Below are 26,968 nucleotides of genomic sequence, written 5' to 3' on the forward strand. Positions count from 1 at the left end.
AATGATTTGTAAAACTCACGATAATTTAAACTTGTATTATGAAGTGCATGGTAACATGCAAAGTGAAAGAACCATTGTTTTTTTAAATGGTTTATCACAAAGCACTGTGTCCTGGATTTTAACGACGCCTTCATTTAAGAACGATTTTAAAATTGTGTTACTTGATTTTATTTTTCAGGGACAAAGCGACAAATCAGGAGAGTGGCGAGATTTTAATATTCATGCTAAAGATGTATTAGCAGTAATTGATGAACTGAAATTAAGTAAAGTGATACTGGCAGGATTATCCTATGGAAGTTTGGTAGCGCAACACTTTGCTGTATTATATCCTCAACGCCTCGAAAAATTAATTTTAATTTCCACCTTCGCTCATAAAACGCCATATTATGACGCCATAGAACATGCCTGGTGGCGCGCATTAGAATTAGGCGGATATCCTCTTATGCTTGATATTATGCTTCCAAGTGTTTTAAGTGAAGACTACTTTAAAAATCCACTTATTCCAATTGATTTAATGAAGCAGGCGCGACAAGAAGTGAACGGCGAAAAAGAAGCCTTATTCAAACTCATGGAAGCAACAAAGCGAAGAGATGACTTCAGACCGGAATTACGAAAAATAAAAACACCAACGCTTGTATTGCAGGGCGAGAAAGATTTATTACTGCCGGTGCATCTGGCAAATGAAGTACAAAAGAATATTTCAGGTTCGCAATTAGCTGTAATACCAATGGCAGGACATACCTTAAATCTGGAAGCGGTTCCGCAAATGTGCGCAGCCATTAAGCAATTCATAGGATAATTGCCTCACACAAAGCCTTTTTACTTTTCCATTTTCAGAGATAAATAAGCACATTTTTCTTAACTTTATGCAATAAGATTATTGTATGAATTTTGTTGAAGAATTACGCTGGAGAGGCTTGTTGCACGACATTATGCCTGGCACCGAAGAATTATTGTCAAAGGAAACAGTAACTGCCTACATTGGGTTTGATCCTACTGCAGATTCCCTGCACGTTGGGAGTTTAGCACAAATCATGACCTTGTTACGCTTCCAGAAAGCGGGACATAAACCCATTGCCTTAATTGGTGGGGCTACCGGAATGGTAGGAGATCCAAGTGGAAAATCAGCCGAGCGAAATTTATTGGACGAGGAAGCTTTGAATAAAAACGTTGCGGGCATTAAAAAGCAATTAGAGAAATTTTTAGATTTTAATGCAGGAACAACTGGAGCAGAGTTGGTGAATAATTACGATTGGATGAAACAGTTTTCCTTTCTTGATTTTATCCGTGAAGTAGGAAAGTTTATTACGGTTAATTACATGATGGCTAAAGATTCGGTGCAAAACCGATTGGAGACAGGCATGAGTTTTACTGAGTTTAGTTATCAGTTATTGCAAGGATATGATTTTTACTGGTTGTATAAAAACAAAAATTGCAAACTGCAAATGGGCGGAAGTGATCAGTGGGGAAATATTACAACGGGTACGGAATTAGTTCGCAGAAAGGGCGGAGGAGAAGCCTTTGCATTAACCACTCAATTAATTAAAAAGGCAGACGGGACGAAGTTTGGAAAAAGTGAGAGCGGTAATGTTTGGTTGGACCGCGAGAAGACATCGCCCTATAAATTTTATCAATTTTGGTTAAACGCCAGCGATGAGGATGCAAAAACTTACATCAAGTATTTCACCTTATTTTCAAAGCAAGAAGTAGAAGCTTTAGAAGAAAAACACGCGTCAGCACCACATGAACGCCATTTGCAAAAAGCCTTAGCAAAAGATATTACGATTCGTGTACATAGTGAAGAAGATTATAACGCTGCCGTGGAAGCTTCTGAAATATTATTTAAAGGAAGCGTAGAAGATTTAGCGAAGTTAGATGAAGCCACATTTTTAGATGTGTTTGATGGTGTACCTATGTTTGAAGTATCGAAAAGCGAATTAAGCAGCGGAATTGGATTTTTAGATTTATTGGCAGAGAAAACAAAAATATTCCCAAGTAAAGGTGAGGCGAGAAAGATGGTGCAGGCCGGTGGGGTAAGCGTAAATAAGAATAAATGGGAAGATATTCAGGGGAATATCGACATGAAGCACACGTTGAATCAAAAATATATTTTGATACAAAAAGGAAAGAAAAATTATTTCTTGTGTAGAGTAAACTAAAAATGGCATTAAGGCAAACACAAAGTTTAAAGCTGTTACAAAAGCTTTCGCCGCAACAGATTCAGTTGATGAAATTGTTGCAGTTGCCTACACTTGCTTTAGAAGAAAGAATCAAAGAAGAGTTAGAATTAAATCCTGCTTTGGAAGAAGATGATAATTCAGCCTCTGATGAAGAGATGTATGATAACGCAGATTCGGTTAATGAAACGACAGATGAGAATGATGGAGAAGTAGAAGATTTTGAGGAGAAAGAACCTGAGCGTATCGACGACCAGGTAGAGATGGAAGATTACATGGGCGATGAGGAGATGGATTCCTACAAGTATGAAGTGAGTAATAAAGGGGCAGATGATGAATCACGCGAATTTGTGGTGGTGGAAGGTCCGGATTTTCATGACTTGCTTGAACAGCAATTGGGCATGCGTGATTTGGATGAAACGGAATACACCATCGGGCTTTATTTAATTGGGTGTATTGATGAGGACGGTTATGTGCGCCGCGAATTGGATTCGATAGTAGATGATTTAGCGTTTAGCAATAATATTAATACCGATACTCAAACGGTAGAAAAGGTTTTGAAAGTACTTCAGGAGTTCGATCCGGCAGGAGTAGGCGCTAGAAACCTACAAGAGTGTTTACTTATTCAATTAAATCGTAAGCAAGATAAAACCAAAGAAGTATTATTAGCTATTGATGTGGTTCGTGATATGATGGATGATTTTTCCAAAAAGCATTACGATAAAATCACACGCAAGTTAAATATTGATGATGAAGATCTGAAAGATGTAATTGCCGAGATAACACATTTAAATCCTCGTCCCGGTTCTTCCGGAGACGCAATGACAGCTTCCGAAGTGGTACCTGATTTTGTGATTTCGGTGGTTGATTGTAAACCGGAGTTAAGTATTAATTCACGCAACTTACCGGATTTAAAAATCAGCAAAGAGTATATAGAAATGTTGAAGGAGTACTCAAAGCAAAAAGATAAAAGTTTAAAAGAAGCGAGTACGTTTATTAAATCAAAAATTGAAAATGCTCAATGGTTTATTGAGGCTTTACAGCAACGACATCAAACCATGATGGTAGCCATGCATGCTATTATGGAATATCAGGAAGAGTATTTCACAACAGGTGATGAGTCATCATTAAAGCCAATGATATTAAAGGATATTGCGGATAAAGTGGGAATGGATATCTCAACGGTATCGCGTGTTGCGAATAGCAAGTATGTACAAACGCCTTACGGCACATTTTTATTAAAAACATTTTTTTCGGAATCTTTAAGTACCGAGAGTGGAGAAGAAGTTAGTTCTCGTGAAGTAAAGCGAATCTTAAAAGATTGTGTAGACAACGAAGACAAGAAAAAGCCATTAACCGATGACGCACTTTGTGAAATATTAAAGGAGAAAGGCTATAATATAGCTCGTCGTACAGTGGCTAAGTACAGGGAGCAACTGGACATTCCGGTAGCAAGAATGCGAAAGGGACTATAATTAATACGCGTCAAAATCTATTAATTCAAAATAGATATTTTCTTTTGTTATTGGTAAATTAAATTCACCCAGTGATTTTATTATTAAATTTAAGGGAGAAGGCTTTAGTTTTTGTGGCAAATTGATTCCAAGCACAAAATTAGAAGGCGAATTATTTAGTCCAATTTCCATTTTAAGCAAACTCCCTTTCGGGTGTATGTTTTCCTTTACAACACATTCTTTTCTCTTGCTTAAAACAGCTTTTATCATCGAAATATGGGTGTCGCAAATAAGTGATTGATGAGTTCTGAAATATGAAGCGCTTGGGTTTTCTGTACGCCATTTAAGTGCTTCCTTGTTCCAATGCGATTTAAACATTTCGGACGTAACACCTATTTGTTTAATATTTCCAAAATAAATTTTTACATCCAGTGTTGAGATTAAATCAAAGCCAAGTTTTTTAATAAATCCATGCGTGCTGTTTTGGTTTGCCACTCCAATTACAAATTTGTATCCTTGATTTTTTCCAAGCTCATATGTTTTCTCGGCTAATTGCGTAAATAATTTTTTGCCTTGATGGTTAGGATGGGTGGCAGTGTTCAGTGATAATAAACCTTTTATTAATTCTCCTTTATATTCATAGGTGACAGGAATGGTAACATAGTGTGCGGCTAATTCTTCACCATAAAAAGCATCGAAGCCTATGACGGTTCCGTTAGGATTTAAAAGATATTGCCATTGAAGAAATTCAAAAGTATATTTTTTAGTTTCAGTAAATACAGCACTTAACAGCGAAGAATACTTTCTCAAGCTGTCATTATCTGTTTGTGTTTGTTTAAAGACGTATTCCATTATAATTTACTGATGAATTCTGAGTAAGTTGTTATACGCGCATCCAATGCAATAACCATATCTAATCTTTTAATTAAATTTTTACGGTTGTAATACATCAACCAGTTGAAAAATTTATTATTGTTAATTCCGGAATGCATGAATTTTTCCTGGTTTGTATCCAAATCGTATGGGTGAAAATAACTTAATGCAGGCTGGTTGTTTCTAAAATATTTTTTAAATGACCTTAAAATCAGAAATTCAGGTAAGGCACGGAAATATACCCCGCCCGCGAATGGTAAATTTAAAGGACCAAAGCGATCAAGACTTATTGGAAATTCAATTATCCCGTTAGGAAATTGTTTATACTCTTGACCAAATTCAGGCCATCCGTAAAGAGGGTTTTTAGCGGGCAATACAGAACTTGAATAAGTAATTCCAAATTCCTTCATTATTTCATACGCCCATTCACATCTTTTGTCTATTGAGAAAATTGGAGCACGATAACCTTTTATAGTGGTGCAACCGGCCTTTTGAAGAGCCTCTATGTTTTTAGAAAGGTCAATTCTAAATTCTTCCGGTGATTGGTTCGCTACCGGAATATGCGCATACGAATGACAAGCTATTTCGTGTCCTTCAGCAAGTATAGTTTGAATAAGTTCAGGGTGCACCTCTGCCACTTTTCCAACTGTAAAAAAGGTACATTTAGATTGATGTTTTTTGAGCCAATTGAGATAAATCTGCGTGTTCTCTATAACACGATCTTTATACAAATGTTTATTCTCAACATTTTCGCGAACATCCTCTAAGTCGATACTAAAAAGAAAAGTGTTATTTGTTTTCATTTTCTTTTTCTTCCAGTTTGTTTTTAAGAAGAGCTAACTCCTGAGCTAAGAGTTTAATTTGCGCGTGTTGTTTAGAATTAACAACAGACAGATGCACTAAGAAAATAATGATGGCAAAGATGGCGCCTAAAAAGATTAACGCGGGTGCATAATATACTCCCAGCATTTTCGCGATTAAATCTAAACCATTACGCCAGATGGCAAATACTAATAAGGTAATGGTACAAAATATCCACACAATAGAATACTCTTCGCGCAATTTACCTTTGGTAATTAAACGGAAAATAAAAAACATAAAAAGCAAAGAGCCAATTATGCTGATGATTTGGATTTTAAAGGGTATTACGTTTTCCATTAAGCTTTAGTCTTAAATAAATGAATAAAATTCCCAGTGTAACTTTCATCATGTAGTATATACTTCCGAAGGATCGAATAGATGATTGGCCGCCTTGACGTTCATGCATTACTACAGGAGCTTCTATAATTTTTAAATTGTTGAGATGGTATAACACAATTGCTTCCGGTTCGGGATATTCATCCGGATAATAATCATTTACAATCTCCAGTGCTTTTAGGTTTAATGCACGGAATCCGGATGTACTATCGGTAATAGTAATGCCAAGTAACAGTCGATTCAGGTTTTTAAAATATTTAATTCCTGTTCGGCGTAAAGTGGAAGATTGAAAACCTTGTTTAGTGATGAAGCGTGAGCCAATAACCACATCGGCTTCATTGTTTAGTATAGGTTGAAGGAGATTTTGAATTTCACTAATTGGGTGTTGTCCGTCACCATCTAACTGAATGGCGATATCAAATTTATTTTTGTATGCGTATTTATAACCGGATTGTACCGCACCTCCAATACCCAGATTTACGGGAAGATTTAAGTAAGTGGAGGTGTGTTTTCTGATAACAGAAAGAGTATTATCTTTTGAGCAATCATTCACAGGCAAAGCGGTGATAGAAACATTAGGAAGACTTAAAGACTGAAGCGACTGTAATAAACTACCAATGGATTCCTCTTCATTATAACAGGGAATGACAATGAGAAGTTTGATATGTTTATTGGTCTCTTTCACCTTTATGTAATTTTTCATAATCCGGTTCCGACAAAATTTGCCAGTACTTACCTTCATGCATACCGTAAATTTTATATCGCCCAAAATTATGCCAATAGGCCTCTTTTGTCATACTACTGTAATGTATAAGGTCGTAGTTGTATTGATAGGTTTGGCCAATATTTAAATTGATTCCTGCAAAAATTATGATTATAAAAAGTAATTGAAGAATGGACCTGAATTTAATTTTTGGAAGCAATTCGAAAATGTATTCACATAAAGAAGCAATAGGTATAGATAAGTAGGCGTAGTGCTGAACGAATGCTCTTCCGCCAAAGCCTCCGCCAAAAAACCAATCCCACCAGCAGCTTAGCACATAAATATTAATTATTGTAATGACTAAAATAGCATTTCTAAGAGTAGGGTATTTTTTCTGCATTGAAATCATTCCTACGAAGGCAAGAATAATTAATGGTGTATAAACAAACCATCCTTTTCTGTAACTGAATAAAATATTTATAATTTGAGGATCTCCCCAAAAAAAGCGTTCGTCAGGATAAGAAAAGTAAAAATATTGCCCTGTATGCTGTTTCCAAAAAAGCAGTTGTGGCACCCAAACTAAAAAAGCAAGCAGTACAATAATTAATAGATGCTTGTATTGTTGAAAGACATAAATGACTCTATCTTTAAATTTTGTAGAAGTTGATAAGTGGATAAATAAAAAAAGAACAACTACAAGAACTTCAGTGGGACGAATTAAGGTAATAACGCCAATTAGTAAACCAAGGAGAGTTGTTTTAAGATATGTTACACGTTGATACCAATGATAGGTGGTTAAAAGAAAAGCAGAGTAGAGAAAAAACAAATATCCATGCGTCATTTCGCTTGCGGATAAAACATAATAGAAAAGATTGGTGCCAAAAAAAATGATCGCTAATGTAACTGTAGTTACTTTTTCAGAATAATACTTAATCAAAAAATTTCGTAACAACAGTAAGCCAAGCAAGCCGTATAAAATACTTCCCCAGTGCAATGTTATTGCAAAAGGTTCACTAAATCCATCTAATGGTTTATGTTCATTTATAGCAATTTTATATCCTAATGCGAAGAAAGGTGAATAAAGCAAGGCCATACCATATGTGCCTTTTGTTATTTTTTCTCCATTTGGTAAAGTTAAAAGATACTTTTGGTACTCTTTGCCATTGGGTTGATAATCATGAATAATAAACTCAGAAGGCAAATAGGAATAATAACCCGCTACATCCCAATAAAACTGATGATCATCTTTATGCATTAAGTGCCAATGTCTCCACAAATCCATTGTGATAACCGAAAAGCATAGCGTAAATACTAAAAGTAAAATGCTTGGTTTTTTAAATATAGAATCGGTATTAGTAATGGAGTCCATTTTTGTTTAAAATTAAGAAAATTACAGGTTAGTCCAAACCAATGTGTCTTTAAATAAGAAGTTATACAGACTCATTTGATATGCTATTAAGGAATGAATCTGAAACTAAAAGGTATTACGAGGGAACATGAATGATAAGTACGTCTTTATTATTAATACAAAAAGGAGGTAGATGCCCATCATTGATAACGGCAATTTTTTTATTCTTTGATTTAAGAGTTTCAACAGTGAAGGCATCCGGATAACCCCACATGCCAATGTTATCTGTATAGAACATGAATGAAATATGCCTAAATTCATTACAATTAAAGACCACATAAGATTTATCCAGCTTCAATGATTTTATATACTTACATGTTTTTTTCCATTTTAGATAAAAAATTCGATCGGCATAAACGACAGGGTTCTTTTTCCATTTTGTGTGAAGTTCCTGAGTGGTTTCTAGTTTTATAAGAATAAACGAAATAAATACCAATGCCAATGCCATGATTACATTCTGGGCTTTAGAATTTAAAATTTTAAACGATTTAATCAGGTAAAGTGGTATAGCGGCTAACCCCATCATGATGAAAGGATATACAACAAGAGTAAAGGCCGGCATTTTTGTGACCGCAATAGTGAAAAATATAAAAACTAGACTTACATAAAAAAGCAACACGAAGTAAACTTTTTTGTCTGTGATAAAATATTGTAAAAGGAAAAAGCCAAGCAATATAAAATAAATACTTGCATGACCTATGGTGAGCTGAAGATTGTCAAAGTGAAACCAGGCATTGCCACCATGACCTTCAATAACCTCAGTTAAATGTTTAGAGTTATAAGAGTATTCATGTGCTGCCTCAACCGGATAATTAATGATAATATAAATTTGCCAAGGAATGGCAATAGCAGCGGTAATTACTAATGCCTTTAAATGTTTGATGTAAAGCTTAGGCAAGTAAAATTTCTTAGGGGTATTAATTGCTGTATATAATGCCCAACCGGAGTACACTAAGAGGCCCACAAGCCATTTTGTTAAGATTGCAAGGCCCGAAAACACTCCAATAAGCAAGATCCATTTTTTATTCTCAGGATTGAGTATATGTTCTGAAAAGGCCCAAAGACTTCCGGTAACATAACAAAGAAAAACGATATCGTTGTGATCGGTTGGATAATAGGCTGCTAAGGTTTCATTAATATAATTTAAAACGCCATAAAACAGGGCCGAATAAAATCCTATTTTTTGATTCGCAAAATTCTTTCCAATTCTGTAAACAAAAAAAACCGTTAAGGTCGCACAGATAACACTGGGTAATCTTAATGCAAAAACACTAACGCCAAATAATTTATAGGAAAGTGCAATTTGCCAAAGAAAGAGTGGTTGCTTGTGAACCCAAATATAATTGCCGGTCCAATTTTCATGATGAAAGGATAATATATTTTCAGGGAATAGGGTAGGTTTAAGAAAGTCGTTCATCAAGTTTTTTGCAACTAATGCATGAACCTGTTCATCCCAGGTATGCACGAATGGATCCAGTAATGCGTAAAATAATTTTAAGGTTAAAATACCACTGAAAAAAACTAAAAGTGCTGTTTTTTGTTTTTTGGTAAATTCAAAAAGAAATATAGAAGTAACAATTAAAAGAAAAGCAGCAAAGATTTGTAATTGCTGAGTATTTGAAAAATAACTGTCAAACATTATTTTTTCTCCAATCCGGTTTTTGTGATGACTGATGATTCCTGATAACTATCGTAATCGGTATTAATTTCCCACAGGTTATGATGAGTACCTTTTAATATGTTTTCTACTGCTAAGCGCCCCATCAAGATACTATGGTCTTGATTATTATATTTAAATGCGCCATATCGACCTATAACATGTAGATTTTGAACACTGCTTAAATAGTCTTCAACCGGTTTTAATCTTTCTTTATAGCCTGTAGAATATACCGGGTAGCATCTGTGAATTTTATAAACGAAACCATCACTTATTTCGGCGTTGCCAATTAATCCGGTTTTTCTTAGCTCTATTTTACCAAGTTCGATTAATTCTTTGTCGCTTTTGCTCCAGAAGTCATCTTCGTCGTAGCACCAATATTCGAGAGCGCAAATTGTGCTTTCTTCTTTACCGTATAATTGCGGAACCCAATTTCTGAAATTAGTTAATCGGCCCATTTGTAAATCGGCACTATGAACGTATAACCAATTGTCAGGAAACAAATCTTTTGCCTGTACATTTAGGTAAACAATTATTGTATTTCTGAATTTTAAATCTTGTGCCGCAGCTTTTATATTCTCAGACACCTCGGGAAGACGAGTAACCATTAAAGATAATGGCATGGAAGAAATAATGTGGTCGTATTCTTTAACTGTCCCATCCTCTAATTCAAGAGCGCAAGCCTTTCCGTTTTTTGTAATAACTTTCTTTACCGGTGTGTTTAAGAACACATTGCCGCCTTTGTCTTTAACAAATTGAGCCATGCGTTCATAAACAATTCCTGTTCCTCCATGAGGATAGGCAAATTGATCAACTAATGTTTTGTGTTTTCCGCTATTGCCAAACAATGCGGTTTTAATAGCCTCACCTAAACTGAATTTTTTAATTCGCTGGGCGGCAAAATCAGCATCTAACACGTCGCATGGGATTCCCCACAACTTTTCAGTATAGGTTTTAAAAAATATTTGATATAGTTTTTTTCCAAAGCGGTTCGTTACCCAACCTTCGAAGGTACTGATGTCTTTTGTCGGAGAAATTTTTTCTACTCCATAATAAACCATACAAGACGCAGCTTTAAAAACTCCCATATTTGAGAGAGCATTAAAGGCTTTGATAGGATAGTGAAAAAACTTTTTGTTGTAATAAATTCGGGTGAGGCGGTCAACCATTTCATAATCATTACCTACAACCTCTAACCATAGTTCATTAACGCGTGTATCGTTACTAAAAAAGCGGTGCGGACCAATATCTACTTTTTGATTCCACAGTTCAATTGTTTTAGCCATTCCGCCAACTGATGAGCCGGCTTCATATACATCAACATTTTTTATACTCTTGGCAAGTTCATACCCGGCTGTCATGCCTGCGGGTCCTGCCCCAATTACAGCAACTTTCAAAATTAAAATTCTTCTTTGATACTCAGTTTAACATCATCCACATCGAAGTATGATTTAGCATCTACGTTATGGGCTAATATGGTAAATTTTAGATTTGGTTTGGAAGTTATTTCCGGACCAACACGAAAACTATTGCTAACAAATGTCCACTCATTGGGATTTTTAATTGCGTTTTTCACATCACAACCAACCCAAATGTATAAACTATCCGGGGTAGATACAGAAATAACCAATTCGCAATTATTTTTTATGTCACCTGTTCTAACCCATCCTTCCACGCTTAAGTCAACAGCACGACCCATTAAGGAGTCTGGTAAAATATATGAATAGCCAAAACCAAAATTAACAGATGAATCAGTTCTGCTAAACCATTTACCGGAATGAGCATTATTGCCTTCTATATAAGAAGTTGTGTTTGTAACACCATTATCCATGTCAAAAACCTGAGTATATGAGAAGTTTTGACTAAGTAACTCTTCTTCCTGCTCACACGAAGAAAAAACAAAAAATATCAAACAAAGAATGGCGAGTAATTTATGCTTCATTATAGACTTTAAGGCGTAATTCATAAAACGTTTAAAATTCAAAAAAATTGTATAGTTTAAATAATCATTTCAGGAATTTCACCTTCTACAATTAGTTTACCGGCGGTAGCGGCTTTGATTTGTTCAACACTTACTCCTGGAGCACGCTCCAATAATTTAAATCCTCCTTCAGGAAGAATGTCATAAACGCCAAGTTCTGTTACCACTTTTTTAATGCAATGAATGCCGGTTAAAGGCAAATCGCATTTAGGTAATAATTTCGATTGGCCTGCTTTGTTTACTTGCTGCATGGCAACAATAATGTTTTTTGCCGAAGCAACTAAATCCATAGCACCACCCATTCCTTTTACCATTTTCCCCGGAATTTTCCAGTTGGCAATATCTCCATTCTCGCTTACTTCCATAGCGCCTAAAATGGTAAGGTCAACTTTTTGTGCGCGAATCATTCCAAAACTCATGGCGCTATCGAAGATAACAGCTCCAGGTAAAAGTGTAACTGTTTGCTTTCCGGCATTAATTAAATCGGCATCTTCTTCTCCTTCGAAGGGGAATGGTCCCATGCCTAAAATTCCGTTTTCAGATTGTAATTCAACATTAATTCCTTGCGGGATGTAGTTCGCTACTAAAGTAGGAATGCCAATACCAAGGTTTACATACATTCCGTCTTTTACCTCGCGGGCAATGCGTTTTGCTATTCCGTTTTTATCTAACATGCTTCAATATTTTATTAAGATTTCTTTCTTACCGTTCTTTGTTCAATACGTTTTTCGTAATTCTCACCTTTGAAAATACGTTGCACATAAATTCCCGGTGTGTGTATTTGATCCGGATCCAATTCTCCAACAGGCACCAACTCTTCTACTTCCGCAATGGTAATTTTTCCGGCCATTGCCATCATTGGATTGAAATTTCTTGCTGTAGAACGGTAAATCAAATTACCGGCAGTATCACCTTTCCATGCTTTTACAATTGCAAAATCCGCATCAAACGCATACTCCATCAAATAATCCTTTTCAACACCGTTAAATATAAATTTACGCACCTCTTTACCAATCGCTACTTCTGTTCCAACACCTGCAGGCGTAAAAATGGCCGGCATTCCGTATCCTGCGGCTAAACAACGTGTAGCTAGTGTGCCTTGAGGAATCAATTCAACTTCTAATTCACCACTCAGCATTTGACGCTCGAATTCATCGTTTTCGCCAACGTATGAAGAAATCATTTTCTTTACCTGGCGAGTTTGCAATAATAATCCTAAACCGAAATCATCAACTCCGGCATTGTTGCTTACGCAGGTTAATCCCTTCACGCCTTTTTTTACAAGTGCGGAAATACAATTTTCGGGAATACCGCATAAACCAAAACCACCCAACAACAAAGTCATGTTGTCTTGTATGTCTTTAATGGCTTCGTCGGCATTTTTTACTACTTTGTTTATCATATCTTAAAAAATCATTTATAAAATTAAAAATTTAGAGTGTGCAACTAAAATCCTCCCTCTTCAAAATCCTCTCCGGGAATTGTTTCTAATTCATATTTTGCACAATCTAATTCTATATCACCTAAATTATCCGGTTTAACGAAATCGCCTTTGCTCAATTTTAGTGTTGGGTCATTAAGCGCTTTTTGAAAAAACTTCCCCCATATCGGCATAGCCATGGTTGCGCCCTGACCAACATCAGTGCTGTTAAAATGTACACTACGGTCTTCAGCCCCCACCCAACATCCGGCTGCTAAATCAGGCGTGTAACCAATGAACCATCCGTCGGAATTGTTTTGTGTAGTTCCGGTTTTTCCTCCTATTTGAGCACCTAATTTGTATTTGGCTAATCCCATACCCGTTCCGTGTTGCACAACGCCTTTCATAAGCTGACACATCACATAAGCTTTTTCGGGACTAAACACCTCATCGGTTTGTGGCATGAATTCTTCCAGTACTTTTCCGTTTTTATCTTCGATACGTGTAATGAATGTAGGCTGAACAAATGTGCCTTGATTAGGGAAAGTGGCAATAGCGCCAACCATTTCGAATACGGAAATATCTGCTGTACCAAGACACAAAGACGGAACAGGATCAAGATGCGAAGTAATACCCATTCGTTTCGCAAGATTAACAACAGCGTATGGTCCAAATTTTTTCATGAGTGCGGCACTGATATAATTCACAGAGAGTGCAAGGGCTTGTTTTAAGGTGAGAAGTCGGTTTTCCCACTTTGCTTTCTGACGAGCGTTAAAAGAATTATCCGGACACCATTCTTTACCATCTTCTGTAGTTACACACGTTTTCACACAAGGCATTTGATAGCAGGGTGAATACCCTTCCTGTATTGCCATGGCATAAACAAAAGGTTTAAAGGTTGAGCCTACTTGACGTTTACCTACTTTTACGTGATCATATTTAAAATGCTTGTGATTAATGCCGCCAACCCAAGCGCGTACTTGTCCGGTTTGCGGATCAACAGCCATAAAACCCGTTTGAAGAAATCCTTTGTAATAGCGAATGCTATCCATTGGTGTCATTGTTGTGTCAATTTCCCCTCTGATACTCCACACCGTCATTTTTGCAGGTGTGTTAAAGTTTTTTTCAATCTGTTCTTTGCTTAAACCTTGTTGTTTTAATTCGCGATAACGATCACTCCGCTTCATGGAAGATGTCATGATGGCCTGAATCTCTTCTTTTTTTACGTTATAGGCAAAAGGTGCATTGCGTTTTTGTTTGCAATCTTTAATGAACGCTTTTTGTAATTCGAGCATGTGCTCTGCCACTGCTTCTTCAGCATATTGCTGCATACGTGAATCGATGGTAGTGTAAACTCTTAAGCCATCTTTGTAAATATTGTAAGGTTTTTTTGTTTCAGGATTAATATGATTTTCGCACCATTGCTTTAGAAAGTTTTCGCGTAAGTATTCTCTGAAGTAGGGAGCAGGGCCTTCGTTGTGATCTTCCGGCCGGAAACTAAGTCCTAATGGTTTAATTTTTAAAGTGTCGAATTGTGTTTGGTTAATGTAACCGTATTTCAACATCTGACTTAAAACCACATTACGGCGATGTTTGGTTTTTTCTTCGAAACGAATGGGATTATAGAGTGAAGGATTTTGAGCCATACCAACTAACATGGCAGCTTGCTCAATGCGTAAACTATCGGGATTAGAATTAAAATAAATTTTGGCAGCCGATTTAACACCAACTGCTAAATTCAAAAAGTCGAATTTATTGAGGTACATGGCCATGATTTCCTCTTTGGTATAATTTTTTTCAAGTCGTGTGGCAATAACCCATTCTTTAATTTTTCGAATAACCAATTGAAATTTGCTGAGTTTTTCACGCGGAAACATCATCTTAGCCAGCTGCTGTGTAATGGTACTTCCTCCGCCTTTAGAGCCGCCGGTAAACACACCAGAAGCAGAACGTAAAAGGGCTTTTATATCAACGCCGTTATGCTCATAAAAGCGCGCGTCTTCAGTAGCAACTAAAGCGTCTACCAGGTCTTTATCTAAATCTTTGAAAGTAACGTTGACGCGATTTTCGTTGTAATATTTTCCTAATTCTTTTCCGTCGGAGCTGTATATAACGGTTGCCAGATTGCTCCTAGGATTTTGTAACTCTTCAACACTTGGCAGGTCACCTAACACTTCGTTAGCGACTAATGAAACAATCAATAAAATGATTAGAAACGGAAGCCATATTATCATCCAAGTGCCGGCAATATATTTAGAGTTTTTGGCCACGTAAAATTTTTACCAAAAGTAACAATTTCCCTGTAAGCGGGAAATATAATTGTGCAATAAATGTGAAAGGATTTAGAATGTATTTACACCGTTTACAGTGGTATATTTCATGGTGTATTTCACACCCGGATTAATATACTTGTACGCACTATGACTCATTAAGGCCGCTTCATGAAAACCGCATAAAATCAGCTTTAATTTGTTTTTATAGGTGTTGATATCTCCAATAGCATAAACCCCTTCCACATTGGTGCTGTAATCGTCGGTGTTTACTTCAATGGCATTCTTATCAATGTTTAAGCCCCAGTGCTCGATAGGACCTAATTTTGGTGATAGTCCGAATAATGGAATCAAATAATCTGTTGGTATTTCCTGAGTTTCGTTTGATTTTGAATTTGCCACAGTAACGGATTCGAGATGGCCGTTTCCTTTTACGGAATTTAAATTGGTGTTAAGCAGTAAATTAATTTTTCCTTCTTCGGCTAATTTCATCACTTTGTTTACACTGTCCGGGGCCCCTCTAAATGATTCGCTCCTATGAACTAAGGTCACTTTCTCGGCCACATCAGCTAAAAAGATGGTCCAATCTAAAGCACTGTCACCCCCACCTGCCAGTACCATTTTTTTACCTCTGTACTTTTCCGGATCAAGGATCATATAGTTAACTCCTTTACCGTTTTCAAATTTCTCTAATCCGCTTACTTCGGGTTTACGCGGTTCAAAGCAACCTAATCCACCCGCAATTACAATACATTTCGCCTGAATTTGGGTTCCTAAATTAGTTTCGAGTAAAAAATCACGGTCGCCGCGTTTCTCCAACTTTTCAATTCGTTCACCTAAAGTAAAAGATGGCTTAAAAGGCTCTGCTTGCTTCATTAAGTTATCTACCAATTCTTGTGCCAATACAGTTGGATACCCCGGGATATCATAGATGGGTTTTTTAGGATAAATTTCAGATAACTGACCACCGGGTTGGGGTAAATAATCAATTAAATGGCAGCGCATTTTTAATAATCCGCATTCGAAAATGGCGAATAAACCCACGGGCCCGGCTCCAATAATGGCTATATCAGTACTAATCATCTTAAAAATTTCGGCAAATTTAAGTATAAATAGGCATTCAACAGGACTTTGGGAGCTTAAATTTTGTTTTTAATTGCATTAAAATGCGTATCTTAGCCTAAATAAAAATAATTAAACATGAAAAAAACTTTACTTTCTTTAGCTGCTGCGGCTCTTTCTGTTGGAGCCTTCGCTCAAGCTACTCCTAGTCCGTTTTGGAACATTATCCAAACCGGTAATTTCAATGGAACTACTCCTTACGCGGGTGTTCGTTTTTTAGATGCGGTTAGCACAAACGACGTGTGGGCTATTGGTTACAATGGTTTAGCGCCAAACGAAAACTATAACTGGTTTTCACGTACAACCAATGGTGGTACAACTTGGGCAGGCGGAAACGTTTATGCAGATACAAATACTTATGTAATGGCTAATTTAGACGCTATTGATGCAAATACAGCTTGGGTATCAGCTTATACAAAAGCAACTCAAAATAAAGGGGCTGTTCATCAAACCACAAACGGTGGTACTACTTGGACTAACATGACCCCTGCAGGAGGCTATACAAACAACGCATCTTTCGTTAATGTCGTTTGTTTTGTGACTCCTTCAGTTGGTATTATTCAAGGTGATCCGGTTGGTGGTGAGTACGAAATTTATCGTACTACTGATGGCGGTGCAACTTGGACTAAAGTTCCAGGTGCAAACATTCCAAATCCATTAAACTCTTCAGAATATGGTTTAGTTAACATCTACACAAAATATGGAACTAATGATATTTGGTTTGGTACAAATAACGGTCGTGTTTACCATTCAAATGATGGTGGTTTAAACTGGACTGTAGGTACAATTACAGGTGCTGTTGTAGGTGTTAATGATTTAGCGTTTACTGATGCAAATAACGGTTTAGCTTATGCTTATTCAGGAACAACAACTTCTCCTGTTTTAGGTTTATACAGAACTACTGACGGTGGTGCTACTTGGACTCAAGTTTCTCCATTAGATCCTAATATGGGATTAAACGACATCGCGCCAATTACAGGAACAAGTTGGTTTGCTTCTGCCGGTGCAGGTACAGGAAATCAGGTTATTTCTTACTCAACTGATCATGGTGCTACCTGGAACAGTTGGGGTGGTTCTAACATCCAGTATTTAACATTAGATTTCGCTGACAACACTAATGCTTGGGCTGGAAGTTTTGGTGATAACTTAGGTGTAGGTGGTATCTTCAAATTTAGCGGTGCTCCATTAGGATTAAATGAAGTGACTAATGCTCCACGAGCATTTGAAGTGTATCCTAATCCAACTTCAGGGAAAGTTAAAATCAACTTGCCTCTTGCTAAACAAGGTTGTGATATTAATGTAATTAACATGTTAGGTCAAGTTGTTCGCACTGCAAAAGCATCTGCGGTTACAACAGGTGAGACTTTAACTTTAGATTTATCTGATTTACAAAAAGGCGTTTACTTTGTAAACATCACTGTAGGTGCTGAAAAACACACGCAAAAAATTATCGTTGACTAATATTTGAACAATGAAAATGAAAAGCCCCTTCGAAGGAAGGGGCTTTTTTTATGGTAGTTTCTTGATTATTCGTTTCTAAGTAGCCACTCAACAGCTTCTTCTTCATCAGTGAAAAATTCCTGCGGACAATCATTAGAGCTGAATGAACGGAAGAATTTTAATAATAGCTTTGTTAAAAAACCATCAATGATGTAAGCACGGGCAATCGTGTTTTTCGCTGATACGTTTTTTTCTGAAACCTCTCTCGCTTTTTTAGTCATTTTCCATTTCCCTCTTAAGTCAATTAGCTTAAGCATTTTTTTGTTTTCGGAAATGGTTTTAATAACAAGTAAGTTGTCTAACGCGTCTTCTTCATCTATCACAGAACCATCAATTATTTTAAAGTGTAAAAATCCTTGCTTGTCAATCGAAACTTCTGCAGTTCTGGTTATTTGTTTTTTTACGCTCATTTAATCACAACACAAGTTAAATACTTTTATTGCGCATGAAATGTTAATTAGTATTAAATGAGGTAATTCTATGACCGATGGTTATTTTAAACCGTATTTGGTTTTATACTTCTGATAAAGTAAGTATTGTTCATTCGTTAAGTTAACAGATTTGCCTTTTATGTAAGCTAAAACAACTTGGTTCGTTTTCATATCCAATAAATCACCTTCGGACACAACAATTGAAGCGAGTTTGTTTACCTCCAAACTGCCTATCATTCCTTCAATACCAAGAATTTTTGCCGTGTTGAGGGTGATGGATTGTAAAGCGTGCTCCTTTGTTAAACCATAGGTAACGGAAGTGCCTGCTAAGAAAGGCAAGTTGCGACTTTGCATGGCTTCCATATCACCTTCAAACTGCAAACAAAACAATACACTGTCTTTTTGAAGTAAAGCCGGAGTTTTAAAAGTAATATCAATATCATCTTCTGGGTGATCCGGTAAATCATGTAAACGATTTAATATAACCGGAATTTTATTTGACTTAAGAAATGCAGTAATTTTCCAGCTTTCTTTTCCGCCTATTATAACAGGTTTGGCAATATTAAAACTCTTTGCAAAGTTTACAGCCATGATGATATCTTTTGCGGTATTTGCATTTAAATACAAATTGCATTGACCATTAAAAACACAACGCATGGCTTCAAAGCGCAGGTTTTTTTCAGTAGGATTAGAAGTTTTACAATATGCGGATGCATCTTCAAAAAACTTGGTAAGCGCTTTTAATTCTTCATCAAACTTGGAGTTTTTATTACTTGGCTCCGGTTCTGCCCACCAACCTTGTTTTTGTATTGACTTTGGAAAATTTACATGAATGCCATCATCTGCCTTTAAGACTGCGTCTTCCCAATTCCAACCTTCTGTGGCTAAAATAGAGGATGAACCGCAAATAAGTCCGCTGCGCGGTGTACATTGTGTATAAAGCACGCCATTCGTTTTTACGGTTGGTAAAATTTTACTGTCGGTATTAAACGCAACCAAACTTCTTACATTCGGATTAAGTCCGCCGGTTTCGCTGTAGTCGCTAGTCGGACGAACAGCCTCGGCTTCTTGCAAGCCTAAAATATTATTGGGAGAAATAACAGCAGGATAGACATGTTTTCCTTCTATATGGATAATGGTGTCATAAGCAGACGGATCTATTTTAGACGTTTTCGCATCTGTTACAAGATTAATTTTTCCATCTGCAATACCAATGTAACTGTTTTCAATAATGGTGCCGTTGCCAATGTGCGCAACGCCATTCATTAATAGAATTTTCTTTTTGTTTTGTGCGTTTAATTGTAAAACCACAACTAATAACGCAATAATGTATCTAATCTTTTTCATTTTATTCCTCAATAGTATCACAATGATATAACTGTTGTTTACGTCCCGAAGGTTTAACTGTCTTTGTTCCTTTTTGTTTTTCGGCGATTAACTTACTTACCAAACGCGCCTTCTCTTTTTTAATTTCTTCTCGACGTTTCGCGTCTTCTTCACGATCAAAATAAATCTGACCATCGATAATAGTTTTGTCAGCTTTCGCATAAATACTTAATGGATTATCGTTCCATAAAACCACATCGGCCACTTTTCCAACTTGAATGCTTCCCACTTTATCATCAATGCGAAGCGCTTTTGCCGGATTTAAAGTCACTAATTTTAAAGCTTCGGTTTCGGTTAATCCACCATACTTAATAGATTTCGCAGCTTCCTGATTTAAACGCCTTCCCATTTCCGCATCATCACTGTTGATACAAGTATTTACTCCCATTTTTGTAAGCAAAGCGGCGTTATACGGAATAGCATCCATTACTTCCATTTTATAAGCCCACCAATCGGCAAACGTTGACGCGGTTACGCCATGGTTTTTCATTTTATCCGCTACTTTATATCCTTCTAAAATATGCGTAAACGTATTCACCTTAAAGTGGAAGCTATCCGCTACATGCATCAACATATTAATTTCACTTTGTACATAACTATGACAGGTGATAAATCGTTTGCTGTCTAAAATTTCAACAATAGCATCTAATTCAATATCCTTTCTTGGAGAAACGGTAATGCCTTTTTGTTTACTGCTAGTTTTTGCGAATGCTTCATTTTGTTTTTTGTATTCAAGTGCTCTGGTAAAAATGTCTATATACGTTTGTTCAACGCCCATACGCGTTTGCGGAAAACGATTAGAGCCATAAGGATTATTGCCTTGTTTTACATTTTCTCCAAGTGCAAATTTGATAAAACCCGGAGCATTGTAATACTTCATCTCTTCGGGTCCCATTCCCCAACGTAGTTTAATAATCTGACTTTGTCCGCCAACAGGATTTGCGGAACCATGTAATAATTGAGCGCATGTTACGCCGCCGGATAATTGACGATAAATATTGATGTCTTCAGGATTAATTACATCACCCATTCGTACTTCAGCGCTACTTGCTTGTGCCCATTCATTCACACCTCCGCTTAAAGCGATGTGTGAATGTTCATCAATGATTCCAGGAGTGAGATGCATTCCTTTTGCATTTATAATTTTCGCAAACGCGAGTTTCGGAGCATCAATATTTGGCGCAATGCGTACTATTTTCCCTTCTGTAATATAAACATCATACTCTTTTAAAACGGAGTCACCATTATTTGTCCAAATAGTGGCATCCTTAATTAAGATGGCGTCATAGCGATTTTTAAATTTAGTTAGAGCATCTCTTAGAATTCCGTCATTTTCAGGCAAAGGTTCCCCATAAGCCGAGAATGGATAATATACCTTTCCAATTTCCGGCTTTTTCTTTTTATCTATAGGTTTAGATTTTGAAGTATCAGCCGAAATAAAATTCAAATCGAAATCAAACCAAGAACCGTTGGCCCATTGCCCTTTTCCTGTAAATGTTTTGTTAAGTGCATTGTAATTTAAACTGAGTCGTGCTGTTTTATTACTGTCGTATTGAAAAGTAAAAGTAGCCAGATTGTTTTTGAAAACTATGGTTAGAGGTTTTTTTGTAGTATCCATTTTTATGGCGCCGGAAGGTTTTGCAGCATCACCCTTAATTGACACTGAAAAATTCTTGCCATCGCTGCTAATTAATTTGTAATTTCCTCTGATGTCAGGCATATTCATATCCTCAAAAACGGATTGTTGACCATTACACCAGTGTTCATAGATGATGGCGTCATCTTCAAAAATATTTTTATTCGAAATAAAAAAATTGGCTAGCATGCCCGTTTTTAATGCGCCAATTTTATCGCTTTGATTTATAAACGATGCCGGATTTGTAGTGAGAGCGCGTAAAGCGGTTTTTTCACTTAAACCATGAAGAATGGCTTTACGAATATTTGGTAAAAATTGTTTGGCATCTTTAAGATCAGCGCTTGTAAAGCAGAAGGGAATCATATTAGTCTCCATTGCAGCTGCATTGGTAGGCGCCAATTCCCAATGTTTTAATTCGGCCAGCGAAACTTCAGTGGCATCTAAAGGATCTTCTACATCAGGAGCATCCGGATAGTTAACTGGTATGATGTATTTGCAATAAGTCGATTGGATATCTGCGATGCGTTGATATTCATTTCCTCCGCCTTTAATAATATATTTTACGCCAAACTCTTTTCCAATAACGTTTGCGCGTAAAGCATTATACTTATCACCCGCGTCGAATATAGCCGGCAAAGTGCTAAGTGAATTAAAGGCCTCAAGTGAGATGTTATATTCGGTTTTCGCAGAATTTTCTTTATACCATTTTGCGTCGTAATAAGTTTGGCGCAATAGCGCCATCGCACCGGTTAGTGATCCTGGATATTGTTCCGGTGAATTTCCTTTTTTGAAAGAGTAAAAAGCTGCAGCCTTATCTTTAATTATGGCTTCATTTTCTTTTTGATTCGCTAAGTGAACTAAAGCACCACTTCCTCTTACAATACCGTCTTTTGAGGAAGTAACTACAAGTCCAACGCCCATTTTCATTAACTCTGATGCTTTATCCTTATTGTAGGTAAATTCTTTATGCGCTTCTACATCTGCTCTGATTGCCGGATTCCATCCATAAGCACCCTTTTTGATTTCTTTTGGTGCATTCTGTTTTTTCCCGTCTTTTGGTTGTGATGCTTCTGCTAATCCGAAATTGGAATATAAATCAATGAAGGAAGCATAAATATGTTTTCCATTTAAATTATATACGATAGCCGATGATGGGATAGTTGCCTTTTCGGCTGCCGCAATAATTTTACCGTCTTGTATCACAAGAACGCCATTATTGATCGTTATATCCTGGTCGACATGAATATTAGCATTTGTGAATGCATAAATGGTGTGAACCGGATTTGGAGCCCCATTAGAAGGGAAGGTGGTTTGCGCTGAAGCGGAACTTATAGTAAATAAGACAGTAACAGCAAAATATATTCTTTTTAACATCGTTTTTAAAGGTATCCAAATATAATATAAATTGTTAATTTTGGATAAAATAAAATCACATGTATAAAGCATTCTTACATACGCATTGGTTAGCAGTAACCTTGTTTTTTTTAATCTATGTTATTAAAACTGTTTTACTGTTAAGTAATAAGCAAGATTTACTTCAAAAATTTACTAAAGTCACTAAGATTCCTGAAATGATTGTGAGTACTTTATTTTTGATTACAGGTGTTTACATGTTAACGCAGATGCCTGAAATTAAAACCATCATGATTATAAAAATTGCGTTGGTATTAACTTCTATTCCGGTTGCTATTATCGGATTTAAAAAGGGAAATAAAATCTTGGCCGCATTATCGTTATTAATGATTACAGCGAGTTATGGTTTGGCAGAAATGAGCCGTAAGCATAAAGTGGCAGTTCCGACTGAAGGTATTGCCTCTACAGATGGAAAAGCACTATATGAAGCTAATTGCAAATTGTGTCATGGTGATGACGGCAAACAAGGTGCCATGGGTGCGGCAGATATTTCTAAAACTGTGATGGATGCCGCTGCCATTAAGCAAACCATTTTAAATGGTAAGGGAAGCATGGTGAAAATTGAAATGAGTGAGGAGCAAGCTGCAGCCATTTCTTCTTATGTAGAAAGCAATATTAAGGGTAAATAGTTCTCATTCATGAAATCTGATTCTGCCTCTACAACCCATCAGCCAAAGTTGGCGGTGTTAGTCGGGGTTATTTCTAAACTGCAAGACGAAGACCGTTCGAAAGAGTATTTAGAGGAACTTGAGTTTTTAGCGGAAACCTATGGTGTTGAAACGCGTAAATGGTTTACACAAAAATTAGACAAGCCTGATAAATCTACTTTTATCGGTAAAGGCAAAACACAGGAAATTGCGGCTTTTATCAAAGAAAACAATATTGATGTAGTAATCTTTGATGATGAATTATCACCCTCACAACAACGAAATCTTGAAAAGGAACTCGGAAAGAAAATTCTTGACCGCACCACATTAATTCTTGAAATATTTTCTCAACGAGCACAAACGGCACATGCTAAAACACAAGTTCAGTTAGCGCAGTATCAGTATTTATTGCCGCGTTTAACGGGTATGTGGACTCACTTGGAGAGACAACGTGGTGGCACAGGAACACGCGGTGGTGCCGGTGAAAAAGAAATCGAAACAGATAGGCGAATTGTGCGCGATAAAATCGCGGCTTTAAAAGAACAGTTACTTACTATCGATAAGCAAATGGCTACGCAGCGAAAGAGTAGAGGAGAAATGATTCGTGTGGCATTGGTTGGTTATACAAACGTTGGCAAATCTACCATTATGAATTTGATGAGTAAAAGTCACGTATTTGCAGAGAATAAATTATTTGCCACCTTGGATACAACAGTAAGAAAAGTAACTATTGATAATCTTTTTTTCCTGTTAAGTGATACGGTTGGTTTTATTCGTAAACTACCAACACAATTAGTTGAGAGTTTTAAATCTACTTTGGATGAAGTTCGTGAAGCTGATATCTTATTGCATGTAGTTGATATTTCACATCCGCATTTTGAAGATCACATTAATGTGGTTAGAGAAACTTTGAAAGAAATAGGCGCCGGTGATAAACCAACACTTTTAATCTTTAATAAAATCGATGCGTTTACCTATGAGAAAAAGGATGAGGATGATTTGACGCCAATAACAAAGCGTAATTTATCGATGGATGATTTGAAAAAAACCTGGATGGGTGCTTTGAATAGTCCGTGTATTTTCATTAGCGCACAAAACAAAATAAATGTCGATGAACTTAAATCTACCATTTACACGATGGTGAAGGACATGCATGTTAAACGTTATCCGTACAATAATTTATTATATTAATGAATGTAGAATTTCAATACGCCACCTTGGAGGATTTACCAAAAATCGTGTCAACGTATAATTCTACGATTCCTTCGCGTTTAGTGACGGCCGACCTTGAGCCGGTGACCGTTGTAAGCAAATTACAATGGTTTAACGCACATTCAAGCGCAAAGCGTCCTTTATGGTTGGTGATCTGTGATAACGAATATGCGGGCTGGATGAGTTTTAATTCCTTTTATGGAAGACCGGCCTACGACGGTACAGTGGAGGTAAGTATTTATTTGGAAGAAAACTTCCGAGGAAAAGGCTTGGGAAAAGTTTGCCTGCAAAAAGCAATTTATGCTTGTGGCGATTTAAATGTAAAAAACCTATTGGGCTTTATTTTCGGACACAACGAACCCAGTTTAAAATTATTCAAGCAATTTGGTTTTGAAACCTGGGCGCACATGCCCGGTGTTGCCTTAATGGATGGCATCGAAAGAGATCTTGTTATTTTAGGAAAAAAAATATCCTGATAAATTTTATCAGGATATTTTCGTTTGTAATAGTGTATTAGATTATTACTTACTTTCTTCTTTTTTGCCTCCTAAGAGTGCTAATTTCATTGCTACACCTAAATTAAATTCAAGTCCGCCCATATTCCAGGTAGCTCCATCTGCTTCTGTCCACAATTTTCCGCTTGAATCAGTTAACTCAAGGTTGTTATTCAACATGTGTTTATTATAGGCTACACGAAAGAACATACCAACATATTTCCCGAAGTATAATTTTGGAGTCACGTGAATTCTTAAAATTCCTCCGCGAGCGTTAATGCCTTCGGTTGTTGTTGTGTTTGTTTTAAATCCACTGATGCCGTAACCCGCTCCAATTAACAAATCGAATTTATCTTTTTTGTTAGCCAAGTGTAAGTTTACCATTCCGCAGATGTCGTTACCACGAATTTTACCTCCGCCATAACCGCCGTAAGTACCGCGACGGTAGTGAACGCCTACACCGATTAAACGTAATAGGCCAAATTCAGCATTTACTGATGGTAAAGTTCCAACAATAGCCAAGCCTGTATGCTCCTCTTGATTTACCGGCGAGTAAGCTCTAATTCCATACATTCCAAAACCAAAACCCGCATCAGCGGTAATAGTTCCAAAACCAAAACTTTGCGCATTTGATTTTGTCATTCCTAAAATAGCAATCGCTAATAGTACAACTAACTTTTTCATTTCAATAATTTTTATTGAAACAAAGGTGCTTGTACTTAAAGAAATTGGAAATACCCGCTGCTGGGTATATTTAACTGCCCATAATTGGTTTAGAATCCAGAGAGCGGGAGTCGAGCGCATCACGTAAACCGTTACCTACTAACATAAATGCTAATACAAGTAACATGATGGCAATACCGGGAATAAAAGCTAAATACGCTTTATCTACCAACACATAACCTCTGTGCGCATTAATCATTTCGCCCCAGGAAGGAGTTGGCGGTTGAGCACCTATACCTAAAAAACTTAAACCGGCTTCAGTTAATATAGCAGAAGCAAAATTAGATGCGGCAATTACGATTACCGGACCCATTACATTTGGTAGAATGTGACGAAGAATGATTCGCATGTTTTTATAACCTAATGCGCGACCTGCTTCCACAAATTCTTTTTCACGAATACTTAAAATTTGTCCGCGCACAATACGCGCCACATCTACCCACATAGTTAATCCTACCGCGATAAACACCTGGAATATTCCTTTCCCTAAAACTAAAGTGATGGCAATTACGAGTAATAAAGTGGGAATAGACCAAACAACATTGATGTTCCACATAATGAGGTCGTCTACTTTTCCACGGAAATAACCGGCTAAAGCACCCAATAAAATTCCAATTACAATTGAAATGACAACGGAAATAAAACCAACACTTAATGAAATGCGCGTTCCAATCATTAATCGACTTAACAAATCACGGCCGGCTAAGTCAGTACCTAATAAAAAAGTTTTGCTTTCGAGGTGATTGTTTTTTACTTCTTCTTGTAATTCAGTCACGCTCTTTTTAACGGTTTCACCTGAGCTGATCAAAGTAAATTCAAGTGTATTCGATGCTTCATCGAATTTAATTTTCTTATTAGGATTTACATCGTAAACAACATCAGCCAAATTGTAAGGAACTTTATTGCCATTGTTAGGAGTTTGTCCTGTGTATTCTTCTACGATGATTTCAGGCCCTGCAAATTTATAATCATGAATCGCTACCGAGCTGAATTCGCTGTTCGCACCCACAAACATTTTTGTAAAAAAGTTAGTGCTTTTAGCCGCCTCATTTTTTTTGAGCAATAACAATTGAATGCTAAAGCCCGGTTCTTTAATATGAAGTTCAGGTTTTTGATCGTTTGCGAAAGGAGTTGAATCGGGAGTAATTGTATAACCTAAAATAGAAACAATACTGGCGATGCAAATTAAAACCAATCCTGTCATTGCTAAACCATTTCGGCGAAACCGTTTCCAGGTTTGTTTGGAAAGGGATTCAGCTTCCAT

At 36.8% G+C, this 26,968-nt stretch carries 24 protein-coding genes; 7 read left to right on the plus strand and 17 right to left on the minus strand.

The genetic code is table 11. The features are described 5' to 3' along the window. The first annotated feature begins 1 nt into the window (after position 1). The 3 genes from J0L69_02920 to rpoN all read left to right on the plus strand — a co-directional run bounded on the left by J0L69_02920 (position 2) and on the right by rpoN (position 3,652). Positions 2 to 799: an alpha/beta hydrolase gene (locus tag J0L69_02920; protein ID MBN8692117.1), complete on the plus strand. Its 798-nt coding sequence runs from the start codon at positions 2 to 4 to the stop codon at positions 797 to 799. A gap of 85 nt (positions 800 to 884) precedes the next feature. After that, complete coding sequence (locus J0L69_02925) at positions 885 to 2,159, plus strand: tyrosine--tRNA ligase (GenBank protein ID MBN8692118.1); 1,275 nt, start codon at positions 885 to 887, stop codon at positions 2,157 to 2,159. Between the two features lie 2 nt (positions 2,160 to 2,161). Beyond that, entirely contained in the window at positions 2,162 to 3,652 is a 1,491-nt protein-coding gene (gene rpoN / locus J0L69_02930; GenBank protein ID MBN8692119.1) for an RNA polymerase factor sigma-54, read from the plus strand. Here rpoN and J0L69_02935 read toward each other — a convergent pair whose 3' ends face one another. From J0L69_02935 to J0L69_02990, 12 genes are all read right to left on the minus strand, one after another. Continuing rightward, positions 3,653 to 4,483 carry a GNAT family N-acetyltransferase gene (locus J0L69_02935; protein ID MBN8692120.1) on the minus strand — a complete coding sequence of 277 codons (831 nt, stop codon included), beginning with the start codon at positions 4,481 to 4,483 and terminating at the stop codon, positions 3,653 to 3,655. Then, positions 4,483 to 5,307 (minus strand): polysaccharide deacetylase family protein, encoded by an 825-nt coding sequence (locus tag J0L69_02940; GenBank protein ID MBN8692121.1) that lies wholly within the window; start codon positions 5,305 to 5,307, stop codon positions 4,483 to 4,485. Before J0L69_02940 ends, J0L69_02935 begins: the two co-directional genes overlap by 1 nt. After that, complete coding sequence (locus tag J0L69_02945; protein ID MBN8692122.1) at positions 5,294 to 5,662, minus strand: DUF2304 domain-containing protein; 369 nt, start codon at positions 5,660 to 5,662, stop codon at positions 5,294 to 5,296. Before J0L69_02945 ends, J0L69_02940 begins: the two co-directional genes overlap by 14 nt. Then, complete coding sequence (locus J0L69_02950; GenBank protein MBN8692123.1) at positions 5,640 to 6,404, minus strand: glycosyltransferase family 2 protein; 765 nt, start codon at positions 6,402 to 6,404, stop codon at positions 5,640 to 5,642. The genes J0L69_02945 and J0L69_02950 overlap by 23 nt, the downstream gene beginning before the upstream one ends. Next, the gene (locus J0L69_02955; GenBank protein ID MBN8692124.1) at positions 6,370 to 7,773 is read right to left on the minus strand and encodes a hypothetical protein; all 1,404 of its coding nucleotides are present in this window, start codon (positions 7,771 to 7,773) and stop codon (positions 6,370 to 6,372) included. The genes J0L69_02950 and J0L69_02955 overlap by 35 nt, the downstream gene beginning before the upstream one ends. Before the next feature lie 115 nt (positions 7,774 to 7,888). Further along, the gene (locus J0L69_02960) at positions 7,889 to 9,451 is read right to left on the minus strand and encodes a glycosyltransferase family 39 protein (protein ID MBN8692125.1); all 1,563 of its coding nucleotides are present in this window, start codon (positions 9,449 to 9,451) and stop codon (positions 7,889 to 7,891) included. After that, entirely contained in the window at positions 9,451 to 10,866 is a 1,416-nt protein-coding gene (locus J0L69_02965) for an FAD-dependent oxidoreductase (GenBank protein ID MBN8692126.1), read from the minus strand. Before J0L69_02965 ends, J0L69_02960 begins: the two co-directional genes overlap by 1 nt. 2 nt (positions 10,867 to 10,868) lie before the next feature. Further along, positions 10,869 to 11,411 (minus strand): hypothetical protein, encoded by a 543-nt coding sequence (locus tag J0L69_02970; protein MBN8692127.1) that lies wholly within the window; start codon positions 11,409 to 11,411, stop codon positions 10,869 to 10,871. 56 nt (positions 11,412 to 11,467) lie between these two features. Then, entirely contained in the window at positions 11,468 to 12,124 is a 657-nt protein-coding gene (locus J0L69_02975; protein MBN8692128.1) for a CoA transferase subunit B, read from the minus strand. Between the two features lie 14 nt (positions 12,125 to 12,138). Continuing rightward, a complete protein-coding gene (locus J0L69_02980; protein ID MBN8692129.1) occupies positions 12,139 to 12,852 on the minus strand; it encodes a CoA transferase subunit A in 714 nt (237 codons plus the stop codon). Positions 12,853 to 12,896: 44 nt separating this feature from the next. Further along, complete coding sequence (locus tag J0L69_02985; protein MBN8692130.1) at positions 12,897 to 15,140, minus strand: transglycosylase domain-containing protein; 2,244 nt, start codon at positions 15,138 to 15,140, stop codon at positions 12,897 to 12,899. Positions 15,141 to 15,212: 72 nt separating this feature from the next. Next, a complete protein-coding gene (locus J0L69_02990; protein ID MBN8692131.1) occupies positions 15,213 to 16,223 on the minus strand; it encodes an NAD(P)/FAD-dependent oxidoreductase in 1,011 nt (336 codons plus the stop codon). Positions 16,224 to 16,340: 117 nt separating this feature from the next. Between J0L69_02990 and J0L69_02995 the strand changes: the two genes are divergently transcribed. Further along, positions 16,341 to 17,723 carry a T9SS type A sorting domain-containing protein gene (locus J0L69_02995; protein MBN8692132.1) on the plus strand — a complete coding sequence of 461 codons (1,383 nt, stop codon included), beginning with the start codon at positions 16,341 to 16,343 and terminating at the stop codon, positions 17,721 to 17,723. Between the two features lie 65 nt (positions 17,724 to 17,788). Here the strand turns inward: J0L69_02995 and J0L69_03000 are convergent, their stop codons facing one another. The 3 genes from J0L69_03000 to J0L69_03010 all read right to left on the minus strand — a co-directional run bounded on the left by J0L69_03000 (position 17,789) and on the right by J0L69_03010 (position 22,589). Continuing rightward, positions 17,789 to 18,172 (minus strand): hypothetical protein, encoded by a 384-nt coding sequence (locus J0L69_03000; protein ID MBN8692133.1) that lies wholly within the window; start codon positions 18,170 to 18,172, stop codon positions 17,789 to 17,791. A gap of 81 nt (positions 18,173 to 18,253) precedes the next feature. Continuing rightward, entirely contained in the window at positions 18,254 to 19,540 is a 1,287-nt protein-coding gene (locus J0L69_03005) for an amidohydrolase family protein (GenBank protein MBN8692134.1), read from the minus strand. Position 19,541: 1 nt separating this feature from the next. Next, on the minus strand, positions 19,542 to 22,589 hold the full coding sequence (locus tag J0L69_03010) for an amidohydrolase family protein (GenBank protein ID MBN8692135.1): 3,048 nt from the start codon (positions 22,587 to 22,589) through the stop codon (positions 19,542 to 19,544). 59 nt (positions 22,590 to 22,648) lie between these two features. Here J0L69_03010 and J0L69_03015 point away from each other — a divergent pair, with 59 nt between their 5' ends. From J0L69_03015 to J0L69_03025, 3 genes are read left to right on the plus strand one after another with little or no spacing between them, the layout of a single operon-like run. Continuing rightward, on the plus strand, positions 22,649 to 23,257 hold the full coding sequence (locus tag J0L69_03015) for a SirB2 family protein (protein ID MBN8692136.1): 609 nt from the start codon (positions 22,649 to 22,651) through the stop codon (positions 23,255 to 23,257). 9 nt (positions 23,258 to 23,266) lie between these two features. Further along, positions 23,267 to 24,466 (plus strand): GTPase HflX, encoded by a 1,200-nt coding sequence (hflX, locus tag J0L69_03020; GenBank protein ID MBN8692137.1) that lies wholly within the window; start codon positions 23,267 to 23,269, stop codon positions 24,464 to 24,466. After that, positions 24,466 to 24,963 carry an N-acetyltransferase gene (locus J0L69_03025; protein ID MBN8692138.1) on the plus strand — a complete coding sequence of 166 codons (498 nt, stop codon included), beginning with the start codon at positions 24,466 to 24,468 and terminating at the stop codon, positions 24,961 to 24,963. Before hflX ends, J0L69_03025 begins: the two co-directional genes overlap by 1 nt. Positions 24,964 to 25,008: 45 nt before the next feature. Here J0L69_03025 and J0L69_03030 read toward each other — a convergent pair whose 3' ends face one another. Both J0L69_03030 and J0L69_03035 read right to left on the minus strand, forming a co-directional pair. Further along, positions 25,009 to 25,665 (minus strand): hypothetical protein, encoded by a 657-nt coding sequence (locus tag J0L69_03030; protein ID MBN8692139.1) that lies wholly within the window; start codon positions 25,663 to 25,665, stop codon positions 25,009 to 25,011. A 70-nt stretch (positions 25,666 to 25,735) separates the two neighbouring features. Continuing rightward, on the minus strand, positions 25,736 to 26,968 hold the full coding sequence (locus J0L69_03035) for an ABC transporter permease (protein MBN8692140.1): 1,233 nt from the start codon (positions 26,966 to 26,968) through the stop codon (positions 25,736 to 25,738).

It is taken from the genome of Bacteroidota bacterium (genome assembly GCA_017303905.1).
Classification (GTDB): Bacteria; Bacteroidota; Bacteroidia; order B-17B0; family Aurantibacillaceae; genus JAHEYG01.

Excerpts from the sequence above, each read along its gene's own strand:
- J0L69_02920 (MBN8692117.1), top strand. The coding sequence starts at position 2 with ATGATTTGTAAAACTCACGATAATTTAAACTTGTATTATGAAGTGCAT.
- J0L69_02925 (MBN8692118.1), top strand. The coding sequence starts at position 885 with ATGAATTTTGTTGAAGAATTACGCTGGAGAGGCTTGTTGCACGACATT.
- rpoN (MBN8692119.1), top strand. The coding sequence starts at position 2,162 with ATGGCATTAAGGCAAACACAAAGTTTAAAGCTGTTACAAAAGCTTTCG.
- J0L69_02935 (MBN8692120.1), bottom strand. The coding sequence starts at position 4,483 with ATGGAATACGTCTTTAAACAAACACAAACAGATAATGACAGCTTGAGA.
- J0L69_02940 (MBN8692121.1), bottom strand. The coding sequence starts at position 5,307 with ATGAAAACAAATAACACTTTTCTTTTTAGTATCGACTTAGAGGATGTT.
- J0L69_02945 (MBN8692122.1), bottom strand. The coding sequence starts at position 5,662 with ATGGAAAACGTAATACCCTTTAAAATCCAAATCATCAGCATAATTGGC.
- J0L69_02950 (MBN8692123.1), bottom strand. The coding sequence starts at position 6,404 with ATGAAAAATTACATAAAGGTGAAAGAGACCAATAAACATATCAAACTT.
- J0L69_02955 (MBN8692124.1), bottom strand. The coding sequence starts at position 7,773 with ATGGACTCCATTACTAATACCGATTCTATATTTAAAAAACCAAGCATT.
- J0L69_02960 (MBN8692125.1), bottom strand. The coding sequence starts at position 9,451 with ATGTTTGACAGTTATTTTTCAAATACTCAGCAATTACAAATCTTTGCT.
- J0L69_02970 (MBN8692127.1), bottom strand. The coding sequence starts at position 11,411 with ATGAAGCATAAATTACTCGCCATTCTTTGTTTGATATTTTTTGTTTTT.
- J0L69_02975 (MBN8692128.1), bottom strand. The coding sequence starts at position 12,124 with ATGTTAGATAAAAACGGAATAGCAAAACGCATTGCCCGCGAGGTAAAA.
- J0L69_02980 (MBN8692129.1), bottom strand. The coding sequence starts at position 12,852 with ATGATAAACAAAGTAGTAAAAAATGCCGACGAAGCCATTAAAGACATA.
- J0L69_02990 (MBN8692131.1), bottom strand. The coding sequence starts at position 16,223 with ATGATTAGTACTGATATAGCCATTATTGGAGCCGGGCCCGTGGGTTTA.
- J0L69_02995 (MBN8692132.1), top strand. The coding sequence starts at position 16,341 with ATGAAAAAAACTTTACTTTCTTTAGCTGCTGCGGCTCTTTCTGTTGGA.
- J0L69_03000 (MBN8692133.1), bottom strand. The coding sequence starts at position 18,172 with ATGAGCGTAAAAAAACAAATAACCAGAACTGCAGAAGTTTCGATTGAC.
- J0L69_03005 (MBN8692134.1), bottom strand. The coding sequence starts at position 19,540 with ATGAAAAAGATTAGATACATTATTGCGTTATTAGTTGTGGTTTTACAA.
- J0L69_03010 (MBN8692135.1), bottom strand. The coding sequence starts at position 22,589 with ATGTTAAAAAGAATATATTTTGCTGTTACTGTCTTATTTACTATAAGT.
- J0L69_03015 (MBN8692136.1), top strand. The coding sequence starts at position 22,649 with ATGTATAAAGCATTCTTACATACGCATTGGTTAGCAGTAACCTTGTTT.
- hflX (MBN8692137.1), top strand. The coding sequence starts at position 23,267 with ATGAAATCTGATTCTGCCTCTACAACCCATCAGCCAAAGTTGGCGGTG.
- J0L69_03025 (MBN8692138.1), top strand. The coding sequence starts at position 24,466 with ATGAATGTAGAATTTCAATACGCCACCTTGGAGGATTTACCAAAAATC.
- J0L69_03030 (MBN8692139.1), bottom strand. The coding sequence starts at position 25,665 with ATGAAAAAGTTAGTTGTACTATTAGCGATTGCTATTTTAGGAATGACA.
- J0L69_03035 (MBN8692140.1), bottom strand. The coding sequence starts at position 26,968 with ATGGAAGCTGAATCCCTTTCCAAACAAACCTGGAAACGGTTTCGCCGA.